10 protein-coding genes, 1 rRNA gene and 1 pseudogene are annotated in these 14,614 nt (G+C 67.6%); all 12 read left to right on the top strand.

Annotated features, from left to right (window positions below; genetic code table 11):
* Positions 1-33: 33 nt before the first annotated feature.
* The 12 genes and pseudogenes from ilvD (at position 34) to ACZZ9K_RS04305 (ending at position 14,298) form a co-directional block, all read left to right on the top strand.
* Complete coding sequence (ilvD, locus tag ACZZ9K_RS04360) at positions 34-1,728, top strand: dihydroxy-acid dehydratase (protein WP_463443406.1); 1,695 nt, start codon at positions 34-36, stop codon at positions 1,726-1,728.
* A 45-nt stretch (positions 1,729-1,773) separates the two neighbouring features.
* Entirely contained in the window at positions 1,774-3,597 is a 1,824-nt protein-coding gene (locus ACZZ9K_RS04355) for an acetolactate synthase large subunit (protein ID WP_027466529.1), read from the top strand.
* On the top strand, positions 3,594-4,094 hold the full coding sequence (gene ilvN, locus ACZZ9K_RS04350) for an acetolactate synthase small subunit (protein WP_017888842.1): 501 nt from the start codon (positions 3,594-3,596) through the stop codon (positions 4,092-4,094). Before ACZZ9K_RS04355 ends, ilvN begins: the two co-directional genes overlap by 4 nt.
* 71 nt (positions 4,095-4,165) lie before the next feature.
* Positions 4,166-5,191 carry a ketol-acid reductoisomerase gene (gene ilvC, locus ACZZ9K_RS04345; protein WP_027466530.1) on the top strand — a complete coding sequence of 342 codons (1,026 nt, stop codon included), beginning with the start codon at positions 4,166-4,168 and terminating at the stop codon, positions 5,189-5,191.
* A 209-nt stretch (positions 5,192-5,400) separates the two neighbouring features.
* On the top strand, positions 5,401-6,591 hold the full coding sequence (locus tag ACZZ9K_RS04340) for a mannitol-1-phosphate 5-dehydrogenase (protein WP_111056057.1): 1,191 nt from the start codon (positions 5,401-5,403) through the stop codon (positions 6,589-6,591).
* A 59-nt stretch (positions 6,592-6,650) separates the two neighbouring features.
* Complete coding sequence (locus ACZZ9K_RS04335) at positions 6,651-7,115, top strand: hypothetical protein (protein ID WP_027466533.1); 465 nt, start codon at positions 6,651-6,653, stop codon at positions 7,113-7,115.
* 41 nt (positions 7,116-7,156) lie between these two features.
* Positions 7,157-7,495, top strand: coding sequence for a hypothetical protein (locus ACZZ9K_RS04330; RefSeq protein ID WP_463443405.1), 339 nt, complete (start codon positions 7,157-7,159; stop codon positions 7,493-7,495).
* 157 nt (positions 7,496-7,652) lie between these two features.
* Positions 7,653-9,242 carry a phosphoglycerate dehydrogenase gene (gene serA / locus ACZZ9K_RS04325; protein WP_027466535.1) on the top strand — a complete coding sequence of 530 codons (1,590 nt, stop codon included), beginning with the start codon at positions 7,653-7,655 and terminating at the stop codon, positions 9,240-9,242.
* Between the two features lie 13 nt (positions 9,243-9,255).
* Positions 9,256-10,329 carry a 3-isopropylmalate dehydrogenase gene (locus ACZZ9K_RS04320; protein ID WP_214525475.1) on the top strand — a complete coding sequence of 358 codons (1,074 nt, stop codon included), beginning with the start codon at positions 9,256-9,258 and terminating at the stop codon, positions 10,327-10,329.
* Positions 10,330-10,344: 15 nt separating this feature from the next.
* Positions 10,345-11,454 (top strand): branched-chain amino acid aminotransferase, encoded by a 1,110-nt coding sequence (locus ACZZ9K_RS04315; RefSeq protein WP_027466537.1) that lies wholly within the window; start codon positions 10,345-10,347, stop codon positions 11,452-11,454.
* A 30-nt stretch (positions 11,455-11,484) separates the two neighbouring features.
* Positions 11,485-12,256 (top strand): annotated as a pseudogene (locus ACZZ9K_RS04310) (fumarylacetoacetate hydrolase family protein).
* Between the two features lie 520 nt (positions 12,257-12,776).
* Positions 12,777-14,298 (top strand): 16S ribosomal RNA (locus ACZZ9K_RS04305).
* The last annotated feature ends 316 nt before the right edge of the window (positions 14,299-14,614 follow it).

Raw genomic sequence — 14,614 nt, 5'->3', positions numbered from 1 at the left:
GGCTGGTATCCCAAAGCGTCCTAGACTCATCCCATGCCTGATATCGACGTCAAGCCGCGCAGCCGGGTCGTCACCGACGGGATCGAAGCAACCACCTCGCGTGGCATGCTGCGGGCCGTCGGTATGGGAGACGAGGACTGGAGCAAGCCGCAGATCGGCATCGCGTCCTCGTGGAACGAGATCACGCCGTGCAACCTCTCGCTCGACCGCCTCGCACAGGGTGCGAAGGAGGGCGTGCACTCCGGTGGCGGCTACCCGCTCCAGTTCGGCACCATCTCCGTCTCGGACGGCATCTCGATGGGCCACGAGGGCATGCACTTCTCCCTCGTCTCGCGTGAGGTCATCGCGGACAGCGTCGAGACCGTCGTCAACGCCGAACGCCTTGACGGCACCGTCCTGCTCGCCGGCTGTGACAAGTCGCTGCCCGGCATGCTGATGGCCGCGGCGCGCCTCGACCTGGCGAGCGTGTTCCTCTACGCGGGTTCGGTCATGCCGGGCTACGTGAAGCAGGCCGACGGCACGATGAAGGAAGTCACGATCATCGACTCCTTCGAGGGCGTCGGCGCCTGCAAGGCCGGCACCATGAGCGAGGAAGAGCTCAAGAAGATCGAGTGCGCCATCGTCCCGGGTGAAGGTGCCTGCGGTGGCATGTACACCGCCAACACGATGGCGAGTGTGGCCGAGGCCCTCGGCATGTCACTGCCGGGGTCCGCCGCCCCGCCGAGCGCCGACCGTCGCCGCGACTACTACGCGCACCGCTCCGGCGAGGCCGTGGTGAACATGCTCGAGCACGGCATCACCGCCCGCCAGATCCTCACCAAGGAAGCCTTCGAGAACGCGATCGCCGTCGCGATGGCCCTCGGCGGCTCCACCAACGTCATCCTGCACCTGCTCGCGATCGCCTACGAGGCCGAGGTCGAGCTGTCTCTGGACGACTTCAACCGCATCGGTTCCAAGGTCCCGCACCTGGCCGACATGAAGCCCTTCGGCAAGTACGTCATGGTCGACGTCGACCGCAACGGCGGCATCCCGGTGATCATGAAGGCGCTGCTCGACGCGGGCTTGCTGCACGGCGAGTGCATGACCGTGACGGGCAAGACCGTCGCCGAGAACCTGGCCGAGATCGACCCGCCGGCACTCGACGGCGAGGTCTTCCGCACGCTCGACAACCCGATCCACGAGACCGGTGGACTGACCGTCCTGCAGGGCTCCTTCGCCCCCGAGGGTGCCGTGGTGAAGACCGCGGGCTTCGACGCCTCCGTCTTCGAGGGCCCCGCCCGCGTGTTCGACCGCGAACGTGCGGCGATGGACGCCCTGACCGAGGGACGCATCCAGAAGGGCGACGTCGTCGTCATCCGCTACGAGGGCCCCAAGGGCGGCCCGGGCATGCGCGAGATGCTCGCCATCACCGCGGCCATCAAGGGCGCGGGCCTCGGCAAGGATGTACTACTCTTGACCGACGGTCGATTCTCAGGCGGCACAACCGGCCTGTGCATCGGCCACATCGCACCGGAAGCAGTGGACGCAGGTCCAGTCGCTTTCGTTCGTGATGGCGACCGCATCCGTGTCGACATCGCGGCTCGCTCGCTCGACCTACTGGTCGACCCGGCCGAGCTGGAGGCCCGCCGTGACGGCTGGGCCCCGCTGCCCCCGCGCTACACCCGCGGAGTCCTCGCGAAGTACGCCAAGCTCGTCAAGTCCGCCGCCCAGGGCGCGGTCACGGGCTAGCGTCCGACACCCGCACCACCGCCACCACTCAGGCAAGGACCACTCATGCCCACGGAAGCAACTCCGTTGTCCGCGGCCGCCGGTGCACGCCGGTCGCCGGAGATCCTGACCGGCTCGGGAGCCGTCCTCCGGACGCTCGAGCACCTCGGGATCACCGACGTCTTCGGCTTGCCGGGCGGCGCGATCATCCCGTTCTACGACGAACTGATGGCGTCGACCACGATCCGCCACATCCTCGTCCGTCACGAGCAGGGCGCCGGCCACGCCGCCGAGGGCTACGCCTCGTCGTCCGGCAAGGTCGGCGTCGCCATCGCGACGTCCGGCCCCGGCGCGACGAACCTCGTCACGGCCATCGCCGACGCCTACATGGACTCGGTGCCGTTCATCGCGATCACCGGTCAGGTGTTCTCGACGCTGATGGGCACCGACGCGTTCCAGGAAGCCGACATCGTCGGCATCACGATGCCCATCACGAAGCACTCGTTCCTGGTGACCGACCCGGCCGACGTGCCGGCGACCCTCGCCGCGGCGCACCTCATCGCGACGACCGGTCGGCCCGGTCCCGTGCTGGTGGACATCACGAAGGACGCCCAGCAGAAGTCGGCGCCGTACGTGTGGCCGCCCAAGATCGACCTGCCCGGTTACCGCCCGGTGACCAAGGCGCACGGCAAGCAGATCACCGCGGCCGCGCAGCTGCTGTCCGAGTCGAAGCGACCGGTGCTCTACGTCGGCGGCGGGGTCATCCGTTCCCGCGCGACCGCCGAGCTGCTCCGCTTCGCCGAGGCGACCGGTGCGCCGGTCGTCACGACCCTGATGGCGCGCGGCGCGTTCCCGGACTCGCACCCGCAGCACCTCGGCATGCCCGGCATGCACGGCACGGTGCCCGCGGTGCTCGGCCTGCAGGACAGCGACCTCATCGTCGCCCTCGGTGCCCGCTTCGACGACCGCGTGACCGGCAAGGCCGACGAGTTCGCGCCGGACGCCAAGGTCGTGCACGTCGACATCGACCCGGCCGAGATCTCGAAGATCCGCTTCGCCGACGTCCCGATCGTCGGTGACGCCCGCGAGGTCCTGGTCGACCTGCTCGACGCCTGGGGCGGCATCGCCGTCGAGGACCGCGCGTCGACCGACGAGTGGTGGGCGAAGCTCCACCAGCTCAAGACCGACTTCCCGCTCGGGTACGCCGAGCCGACCGACGGACTCCTCGCGCCGCAGGGCATCATCAAGCGCATCGGTGAGCTCTCCGGTCCCGAGGCCGTCTACGCCTCCGGTGTCGGCCAGCACCAGATGTGGTCCGCGCAGTTCATCAAGTACGAGCGGCCAAACGCCTGGCTCAACTCCGGTGGCGCCGGCACCATGGGCTACTCGGTCCCCGCGGCGATGGGTGCGAAGGTCGCACAGCCGGACCGCGTGGTCTGGGCGATCGACGGCGATGGCTGCTTCCAGATGACCAACCAGGAGCTCGCGACCTGCGTCATCAACGACATCCCGATCAAGGTCGCGATCATCAACAACTCGTCGCTCGGCATGGTCCGGCAGTGGCAGACGCTGTTCTACGACGGCCGGCACTCCTTCACCGACCTCGAGACGGGGCACGCCTCGCGCCGCGTCCCGGACTTCGTGAAGCTGGCCGACGCCTACGGTGCCCTCGGCATCCGCGTCGAGAAGGCCGACGAGGTCGACGCCGCGATCGAGCTCGCCCTGGCGACCAACGACCGCCCGGTGGTGATCGACTTCGTCGTGAGCCGTGACTCGATGGTCTGGCCGATGGTCCCGCAGGGCGTCAGCAACTCGTCCATCGAGTACGCCCAGGCACTCGCGCCCACCTGGGACGACGAGGACGCCGACATGACGGGAGAAACCGCATGAGCCACGTCCTCTCCCTCCTCGTGGAGGACAAACCCGGTCTGCTGACCCGTGTCGCCGGACTCTTCGCCCGGCGCGGGTTCAACATCGAGTCGCTCGCCGTCGGCAACACCGAGGTGGACGGCCTCAGCCGGATCACGGTCGTCGTCGACGTCGAGGACCTCCCCCTGGAACAGGTGACGAAGCAGCTCAACAAGCTGGTGAACGTCATCAAGATCGTCGAACTGGACTTCTCGCAGTCGGTCCAGCGCGAGCACATGCTCGTGAAGGTGCGCGTCGACAACCAGACGCGCTCGGCGGTGCTCGAAGCAGTGAACCTGTTCCGTGCCCAGGTCGTCGACGTGGCGACCGACTCCCTGATCGTCGAGGTGACCGGCGACCCCGGCAAGATCCAGGCGATCCTCCGTGTGCTCGAGCCCTACGGCGTCAAGGAGCTCGCCCGCGCGGGCCTCCTCGGCATGGGCCGCGGACCGAAGAGCATCACCGACCGGGTGCGCTGAGCGCCCGTCACACCCTTCCCTGGCGCCGATGGTGCCCGGCACAGACCACAGAACCAAGGAGACACACCCTCGTGACTGACATCGTGTACGACGCCGACGCCGACCTGACGCTCATCCAGGGCAAGAAGGTCGCCGTCATCGGCTACGGCTCGCAGGGCCACGCCCACGCCCTCAACCTCCGTGACTCGGGTGTCGAGGTGAAGATCGGCCTGCAGGAGGGCTCGAAGAGCCGGCAGAAGGCCGAAGAGGCGGGCTTCGAGGTCCACACCCCGGGCGACGCCACCGCCTGGGCCGACGTCGTCGTCATCCTCGCGCCGGACCAGGTCCAGCGCATCGTCTACGCCGAGGACATCCGCCCGAACCTCAAGCCGGGCGCGACGCTCGTCTTCGGCCACGGCTTCAACATCCGCTTCGGCTACATCGAGGCGCCCGAGGGCGTCGACGTGTCGCTCGTCGCGCCGAAGGGCCCGGGGCACACCGTCCGCCGCGAGTACGAGGCCGGCCGTGGCGTCCCCGTGATCGTCGCCGTCGAGGTCGACGCGTCCGGTTCCGCCTGGGACCTCGCGTGGTCGTACTCCAAGGCCATCGGTGGCCTCCGCTCCGGCGGCATCAAGACGACCTTCACCGAGGAGACCGAGACCGACCTGTTCGGCGAGCAGGCCGTCCTCTGCGGTGGTACCTCGCAGCTCATCCAGTACGGCTTCGAGACCCTGGTCGAGGCGGGCTACCAGCCGCAGATCGCCTACTTCGAGGTCCTGCACGAGCTCAAGCTCATCGTCGACCTCATCTGGGAGGGCGGCCTCACCAAGCAGCGCTGGTCGATCTCCGACACCGCCGAGTTCGGTGACTACGTCTCCGGCCCGCGCGTGATCTCGCCGGACGTCAAGGAGAACATGAAGGCGGTGCTCGCGGACATCCAGAACGGTGCCTTCGCGAAGCGCTTCATCGAGGACCAGGACGCCGGCGCTCCGGAGTTCAAGGCGCTCCGTGCCAAGGGCGAGGGCCACCCGATCGAGGCCACCGGCCGTGAGCTCCGCGCGCTCTTCGCGTGGAAGCAGAACGACGGCGACTACGTGGACGGCTCGGCCGCACGGTAGTCTTCCGAGAACCACTCGACGTCGAGGCGGCGGTGCACCTGCACCGCCGCCTCGCGATGTGACCCGAACGTTATGCAGCAGCTCTTCTCCAGCCCCGACGCCGCGGACCGGCGTCCCTCCGCCGTGCGCGCGGACGATTCCCGACACCCGTCGGCCCTGCTGCGCACTCGCGGTCAGGACCGCCCCGACCAGCATGGGATGATCGTTCGATGGCGGTGACGAAGCGAGCGGTCCACATCGGCGCCGGCAAGATCGGGCGTGGGTTCGTGGGCCAGTTCCTCGTGGCGAGCGGCTACGAGCTCACCTTCGTCGACGTCGACGAACGCGTGGTTTCGGCCCTCAACGAAGCCGGCCGGTTCGTGGTGCACGAGGTCGGCGAGATGCCGGTCGAGCACCTCGTCTACGGGTTCCGTGCGCTCAGCAGCAAGACCGACCGCGAGCGTGTGGTGCAGGCCATCGCCGAGGCCGACGTGGTGACCACCGCCGTGGGCGCACGCACGCTCCCGCTCGTCGCGCCGCTCATCGCCGAAGGGCTCGCGGCACGCCCGCTCGAGCGCGGTGACGTCACGATCGTGGCCTGCGAGAACGCGTTCAACGCGACCGACTCCCTGCACGCCAGCATCCGCCGCGCCCCCATCCTCGAAGACCGCGACATCGCCGCCGTCTTCGCGAACTGCGCGATCGACCGCATCGTCCCGGACCAGTCCGGTGTGCTCGGGCAGTCCGGCGGCCTCGACGTCGTGCTCGAACCGTTCTACGAGTGGGTCATCGAGCGCACCCCGTTCCTCGGCTCCGACGCCGAACCGCCGACGATCGAGGGCGTCACCTGGGTCGACGACCTGCAGCCGTTCGTCGAGCGGAAGCTCTACACGGTCAACACGGCGCACGCCACCGCCGCCTACCACGGCTACGTGCGGGGCATCCGGCTCATCCGCGAAGCCCTCGAGGACGACGCCGTCCGCGCCGAGGTCGACGGGGTGCTCGCCGAGACCACCGCACTGCTGATCGCGAAGCACGGCTTCGACCCCGAGGACCACGCGCGCTACGTCGCCGCGAACCTCTCCCGCATCGCGAACCCGCACCTGCCGGACTCCACGGCACGCGTCGGCCGCAACCCGCTCCGCAAGCTCGGCCGTCGTGAACGCTTCGTCGGCCCGGCGTCGCAGCTCGCCGAGCGAGGCCTGCCCGTCGAACACCTGCTCGGCGCGGTCCGCGCGGCGCTCGCGTTCGACGACGAGAACGACCCGGAGTCGATCGAGCTGCACGCACTCCTGCGCTCCGGGGCGACCGCGCACGCGCTCACCGAGATCCTCACAGGCCTGATGGAGAGCCACCCGCTCTTCCCTGCGGTCCGCGACGTCGTCGCCGAGGTCCTCGCGACGCAGCCGGCCGACGTCTGACGTCGACCTCCCGGCCGTCGCTGGTCTCCCCGGGGTCGTGTCCCTCGTAGAATCGGGGCATGACCACGGCAGCATCCCCACCAGACGGGTCGATCGACCCGGACGTGCCGAACGCCGTCGACACCGACGACGCCGCCCTCAGCTGGGGTGACGCGGACGACGCCACCCACGTCGACGCGGCGCACAACCCGGTGGCGGTGCGTGACCGCGGAGCCCGTGACCCCGAAGCACCCGAGACCTCCGGCGCGCTCGTCGGGTTCGGCGTCTTCGGTGGCCTCTACCTGCTCTACACGGTGGCCTGGCTCCTCACCGCGTCGACCGCGTACGTCTCCGGCGTCGACACCGTCCTCACGCTCTTCGTCGAGGTGCTCCGCTTCCTCGCGATCCTCGCGCCGGCACTCTGGTTCACGGTGGTGCTCTGGGCAGCGCGCAGCAGCCGCACGCGGACCCGCCTGCTCTGGATGCTCCTCGGCGCCGTCGTGCTCTTCCCCTGGCCGTTCCTCCTGACGCGGAGCTTCGGGTGACCGGGGCGGTGCCGGCGGCGACCCGCCGGAACAGTGCCCCCGTGGTCGCGAAGATCGTGGTCTGGGTCGTGTTCGCGGCGCTGTTCGCGTACATGACGGTGCAGGCCGTCGGCAACCTGACGCAGATCAACCAGCGGGTGGACGCCTTCAACGCGTTCCTCCAGACGACCTCGGGTGGCGACTCGCTGCAGACCAGCACCCCTTGGCTGTGGCTCGTGCTCGACATCCTCATCGCGCCGGTCGCGTTCGTCGCGGCGATCGTCGTCACCCGGCGCGCGAGCCTGCCCGTCACGATCGCGGTGTTCGTGGTCGCGTTCGCCGGTGCCGGCGCCCTCTGGCTCGACCTCCAGCTGTTCGTCCCGACGCTGCTGGACTTCTGACGCGCCCCGCCCACGGCCAGGAGGCACGGTGCGGCCCCGCCCCGCGCCTCCCGGCCGTCGTGTGGTTCTCCACAGGACCGCTCCCGCGGTCGTCACCACCGGCTCGCGTCGATAGCATGGTGGGATACCAACCGTCTCGAGTGAGGAAACAGCTGCTGTGTCGAAGCCGGTCGTCCTGATCGCCGAAGAACTCTCGCCCGCAACGGTCGACGCCCTCGGGCCCGACTTCGAGATCCGGAACGTGGACGGCACCGACCGTCCGGCGCTCCTGGCGGCGCTGTCCGACGCGCACGCCGTCCTCGTGCGGTCCGCCACCAAGATCGACGCCGAGGCGATCGCCGCGGCACCGAGCCTCAAGGTCGTCGCCCGTGCCGGCGTCGGCCTCGACAACGTCGACATCAAGGCGGCGACGACCGCCGGCGTGATGGTGGTGAACGCCCCGACCTCGAACATCATCTCGGCGGCGGAGCTCACGGTCGGGCACATCCTGTCGCTCGCGCGGCACATCCCGGCCGCCCACGCCTCGCTGGCCGCCGGTGCGTGGAAGCGCTCGTCGTACACCGGTGTCGAGCTCTACGAGAAGACCGTCGGCATCATCGGCCTTGGCCGCATCGGCGCGCTCATCACCCAGCGGCTGCAGGCCTTCGGCGTGACGGTCATCGCGTACGACCCGTACGTCACCACGGCACGTGCGCAGCAGCTCGGGGTCGAGCTCGTCTCCCTCGACGACCTGCTGCGCCGGGCCGACTTCACCACGATCCACATGCCGAGGACGCCGGAGACCCTCGGCATGATCTCGGACGCCCAGTTCGCCCTGATGAAGCCGACCGCGTTCGTCGTGAACGTGGCCCGCGGCGGCCTGATCGACGAGGACGCCCTGCACCGTGCACTCACGGCGAACACCATCGCCGGCGCCGGCCTCGACGTCTTCGTCGCCGAGCCCCCGAAGGACTCGCCGCTCCTGGCGCTCCCGAACGTCGTCGTGACGCCGCACCTCGGTGCCTCCACCGACGAAGCGCAGGAGAAGGCAGGCGTCTCGGTCGCCAAGTCGGTCCGTCTCGCCCTCGGCGGCGAGCTCGTACCCGACGCGGTCAACGTCGCCGGAGGGGTCATCGACCCGTACGTGCGCCCCGGCATCCCGCTCGTCGAGAAGCTCGGCCAGGTCTTCACCGCCCTGGCGACCTCGCCGGTGACGAGCATCGACGTCGAGGTGCACGGCGAGCTCGCCGAGTACGACGTCAGCGTGCTGAAGCTCGCGGCGCTCAAGGGTGTCTTCACCGACGTCGTGAGCGACCAGGTCTCGTACGTCAACGCCCCGCTCATCGCCGAGCAGCGCGGGGTCACCGTCCGCCTCATCACCGAGACCGACAGCCCCGAGTACCGCAACGTGCTGACGATCCGCGGCGCCCAGTCCGACGGCCCGGCGATCAGCGTGTCCGGCACGCTCACCGGCCCGAAGCAGGTCGAGAAGCTCGTCGAGATCAACGGGCACGACGTCGAGGTGCCGCTCGACCGGCACCACGTCGTGATGGAGTACACCGACCGTCCGGGCATCGTCGCGGTCTACGGCAAGGAGTTCGGCCAGGCCGGCATCAACATCGCCGCGATGCAGATCTCGCGCGAAGCCGCCGGTGGCCAGGCGCTGAGCGTCCTGACGGTCGACTCGCCCGTGCCGGCCGAGATCCTCGAGCACGTCCGCTCGGCGATCGACGCGTCCTCGCTCCGCGAGATCGACATCACGCTCTAGGGGAGTGGCGGACATGAGCAGCGCGCAGACGATCCGACTCGCGGTCATCCGTGGTGACGGCATCGGCCCCGAGGTCGTCGACGAGGCCCTGAAGGTCCTGCACGCGGTCCTGCCGGACGACCTCGTGGTGCAGGAGACCCCGTTCTCCCTCGGCGCCGCACGGTACCTGGAGACCGGCGACATCCTGACCGACGACGACATGGCAGCGATCGCGCAGCACGACGCGATCCTGCTCGGAGCGGTCGGCGGTGACCCTCGTGACCCGCGGCTCGCCGGGGGCATCATCGAGCGCGGGCTGCTCCTCAAGCTCCGCTTCGCGTTCGACCACTACGTGAACCTCCGGCCGACGACGGTGCACCCGGCCGTCCCGACGCCGCTCGCCGACCCCGGCGAGGTCGACTTCGTGGTCGTGCGCGAAGGCACCGAGGGGCCCTACGTCGGCAACGGCGGTGCCATCCGGACCGGTACCCCGCACGAGATCGCGACCGAGGTCTCGTTGAACACCGCCTTCGGTGTCGAGCGGGTCGTGCGGTACGCCTTCGCGCTGGCGGACCGACGCCCGCGCCGGCACCTGACCCTCGTGCACAAGAGCAACGTCCTGGTGCACGCCGGAGCCCTCTGGCAGCGCACCGTCGCGGCAGTCGGCGCCGAGTACCCGGACGTCACGGTCGACTACCAGCACGTGGACGCGGTCACCATCCACATGGTGCGCGACCCCGCACGGTTCGACGTCATCGTCACCGACAACCTGTTCGGCGACATCATCACCGACCTGGCCGGCGCGATCAGCGGCGGCATCGGTCTGGCGGCCTCGGGCAACATCAACCCGGACGGCACCTTCCCCAGCATGTTCGAGCCGGTCCACGGTTCCGCGCCGGACATCGCAGGTCAGCAGCTGGCCGACCCCACCGCCGCGATCCGTTCCGTCGCCCTGTTGCTCGACCACATCGGTCGCGGTGACCTGGCGGCCGCGGTGACGGCTGCGGTGGAGTCCGACCTCGCCGACCGGGGCACCACGCCGCGTCGCACGGCCGAGATCGGCGACGCGATCGCCGCCGCGGCCACGGCACGCACCACCACCGCCTGAGAAGGAGTCCTCCCCATGAGCACCGACACCGCCTTCGGACTCGAGTTCGCCAGCACCCCGTCCGCCGACCGCCGCGCGGCCGCCGAGCGTGAGCAGATCCTCGCCGACCCGGGCTTCGGCAAGCACTTCACCGACCACATGGCGACGGTCGAGTGGACGCTCGACGACGGCTGGCACAGCGCGTCGATCCACCCGTACGGGCCGCTGTCCCTCGACCCCAGCGCGAGTGTCCTGCACTACGCCCAGGAGATCTTCGAGGGGCTCAAGGCCTACCGGCACGCGGACGGCTCGGTGTGGTCGTTCCGACCGGACGCCAACGCCCGGCGGTTCCAGCGGTCCGCCCGACGGCTCGCTCTGCCGGAGCTCCCGGTCGAGGCGTTCGTCGAGTCGATCCGGCAGTTGGTGCAGACCGACGTCGACTGGGTGCCCTCGGCGCCCGAGACCAGCCTGTACCTGCGGCCGTTCATGATCGCGACGGAGTCGTTCCTCGGGGTCCGGGCGGCACAGGCCGTCGCGTACCACTGCATCGCGAGCCCGGCCGGTGCGTACTTCACCTCGGGCCCGAAGCCGGTGTCGATCTGGCTGTCGACGCAGTACGCCCGTGCCGGCAAGGGCGGGACCGGTGCGGCGAAGACCGGCGGCAACTACGCCTCGTCGCTGCTGCCCCAGCAAGAGGCCTACGAGCACGGCTGCCAGCAGGTGATGTTCCTCGACTCGGTGGAGGGCAAGTACCTCGAAGAGCTCGGCGGGATGAACGTCGTCCTGGTCAAGTCCGACGGCACCCTCGTCACGCCCGACTCCGACTCGATCCTCGAGGGGATCACGCGTGACTCGATCCTGCAGCTGGCCGAGGACCGCGGCCTGACCGTCGAGAAGCGCCGGGTGACCCTCGACGAGTGGCGTGACGGCGTCGCCGACGGTTCGATCACCGAGGCCTTCGCGTGCGGCACCGCCGCCGTGGTGACCCCGATCGCCGAACTCCGGGGCGACGGCTTCACGATCGGTTCGCCGACCGTCGGGGCGGGGGAGCTCACGATGTCCCTGCGCGACGAGCTCACCGACATCCAGTACGGCCGTCGTCCCGACCCGCACGGGTGGATGACCAAGCTGACCGACGCGTCCTGATCGACCCGCGGGCGTGGGTAGGGTCGAACGGTGAAGATCGCACGGTTCAGCAGCAAGGGTGAAGACCCCCGGTACGGCATCCTCGACGAGCGGGCTCTGGTGGTGCTCGCGGGAGACCCGATGTACCAGGGGTTCGAGACCACGGGGGAGCGCGTGGCCCTCGCCGACGCCAAGCTCCTCGCCCCCGTCATCCCGCGCTCGAAGGTCATCGGCGTCGGGCTCAACTACTCGGAGCACGCCTCGGAGATGGACGAGCGCGCCGGCGACGACCCGGTGGTGTTCCTCAAGCCGAACACCTCGGTGATCGGTCCGGACGAACCCATCCGCCTCCCCGCCGACATCGGACGCGTCGACCACGAGGGCGAACTCGCCATCGTGATCGGCTCACTCGCGAAGAACGTCCGGCGCGAGGACTTCGCGAGCGTCATCCTCGGCTACACGATCGCCAACGACGTGACCGCCCGTGACTTGCAGGCGCGCGACGGCCAGTGGACCCGGGCGAAGGGGTTCGACACGTTCTGCCCGCTCGGCCCCGTGATCGAGACCGAGATCGACCCGTCGGACATCCGCATCGAGACGCGCGTCGACGGTGACCTCCGGCAGGCGGCCTCGACGAACGAGATGGTGCACGACATCCCGTCGCTCGTCGAGCTTCGTGTCCTCGATCTGGACGCTCCTGCCCGGCGACGTCATCCTGACCGGGACCCCGGCCGGTGTCGGACAGATCCGCGACGGCGAGATCGTCGAGATCACCATCTCGGGCATCGGTTCGCTCAAGAACCCCGTCATCGCCCGGCACTGACAGCGCTGCCGAACGGCCCGTTCCCCCAGGTGGGGAGCGGGCCGTTCGTCGTTCTCGGGGCAGTGCCCAGGCGCGGCGCAGATGGCGACACGCCCGGGATGTGGCCCGGCTTGGCGCTGCCGTTCACCTCTGCGTAAAGTAATCACTCGTTGCCGCTGAGGCGGAGAACGGAACGGCCGAGACGATCAACGGGTTGAACACCTGGAGATGCAGTCCGGACGGGGTCCCGCTCAGGCAACCAACTCCTCGGAACCACGACCTTTGGTTGTGCGCACAGGATGTTGTACAAGACGAATGCCTCTCTGGCGGAACCTGTGATGGGTCGAGCGGGGAGTGCGTCTGGTCCTTGAGAACTCAACAGCGTGCACATTGTCAATGCCAATTTATTGATTGACCTCGTGCCTGGTCGGCTTGCTGACCGGGTCATGAAGCAATTCCTTTTGGATTGAAGATTGTCAGTAGACAGTCAACAGTCAGAATCAACTCGGTCTGATGCCTTCGGGTGTTGGGTCTGTATTTTTTTACGGAGAGTTTGATCCTGGCTCAGGACGAACGCTGGCGGCGTGCTTAACACATGCAAGTCGAACGATGATGCCCAGCTTGCTGGGTGGATTAGTGGCGAACGGGTGAGTAACACGTGAGTAACCTGCCCCTGACTCTGGGATAAGCGTTGGAAACGACGTCTAATACTGGATATGATCACTGGCCGCATGGTCTGGTGGTGGAAAGATTTTTTGGTTGGGGATGGACTCGCGGCCTATCAGCTTGTTGGTGAGGTAATGGCTCACCAAGGCGACGACGGGTAGCCGGCCTGAGAGGGTGACCGGCCACACTGGGACTGAGACACGGCCCAGACTCCTACGGGAGGCAGCAGTGGGGAATATTGCACAATGGGCGAAAGCCTGATGCAGCAACGCCGCGTGAGGGATGACGGCCTTCGGGTTGTAAACCTCTTTTAGTAGGGAAGAAGCGAAAGTGACGGTACCTGCAGAAAAAGCACCGGCTAACTACGTGCCAGCAGCCGCGGTAATACGTAGGGTGCAAGCGTTGTCCGGAATTATTGGGCGTAAAGAGCTCGTAGGCGGTTTGTCGCGTCTGCTGTGAAATCCCGAGGCTCAACCTCGGGCTTGCAGTGGGTACGGGCAGACTAGAGTGCGGTAGGGGAGATTGGAATTCCTGGTGTAGCGGTGGAATGCGCAGATATCAGGAGGAACACCGATGGCGAAGGCAGATCTCTGGGCCGTAACTGACGCTGAGGAGCGAAAGCATGGGGAGCGAACAGGATTAGATACCCTGGTAGTCCATGCCGTAAACGTTGGGCGCTAGATGTAGGGACCTTTCCACGGTTTCTGTGTCGTAGCTAACGCATTAAGCGCCCCGCCTGGGGAGTACGGCCGCAAGGCTAAAACTCAAAGGAATTGACGGGGGCCCGCACAAGCGGCGGAGCATGCGGATTAATTCGATGCAACGCGAAGAACCTTACCAAGGCTTGACATACACCGGAAACGGCCAGAGATGGTCGCCCCCTTGTGGTCGGTGTACAGGTGGTGCATGGTTGTCGTCAGCTCGTGTCGTGAGATGTTGGGTTAAGTCCCGCAACGAGCGCAACCCTCGTTCTATGTTGCCAGCGGGTTATGCCGGGGACTCATAGGAGACTGCCGGGGTCAACTCGGAGGAAGGTGGGGATGACGTCAAATCATCATGCCCCTTATGTCTTGGGCTTCACGCATGCTACAATGGCCGGTACAAAGGGCTGCGATACCGTAAGGTGGAGCGAATCCCAAAAAGCCGGTCTCAGTTCGGATTGAGGTCTGCAACTCGACCTCATGAAGTCGGAGTCGCTAGTAATCGCAGATCAGCAACGCTGCGGTGAATACGTTCCCGGGCCTTGTACACACCGCCCGTCAAGTCATGAAAGTCGGTAACACCCGAAGCCGGTGGCCTAACCCTTGTGGAAGGAGCCGTCGAAGGTGGGATCGGTGATTAGGACTAAGTCGTAACAAGGTAGCCGTACCGGAAGGTGCGGCTGGATCACCTCCTTTCTAAGGAGCATCTGGCATCGCTTGCGGTGTCCAGGCGCCTGATTCGGACCGAACGTGTCCGACGGGTAGCTCATGGGTGGAACATTGACAGTGCAGTTGGGAGTGATGCTTCCGACCTCAGTACGCTCTGCTTGCAGGGTTGGGACGGGTCGGGGGTGGAGTGACTGGCTGGTGCACGTTGTTGGGTCCTGAGGGACCAGGCTTCCTGTCGTCACGTGAGTGGTGGTGGGGGTTGGGCCTACGGGTCCTTCGTCGGGCCAGGGTGAACCTACCGTTGTGGTGGGGGAGTGCTGGTGCCGATCGTATGTTGAGAACT

This window comes from Curtobacterium sp. AC268, from assembly GCF_979258745.1.
The sequence above is the reverse complement of the archived record's forward strand: the minus strand, read 5'-3'. Positions and strand labels throughout refer to the sequence as shown.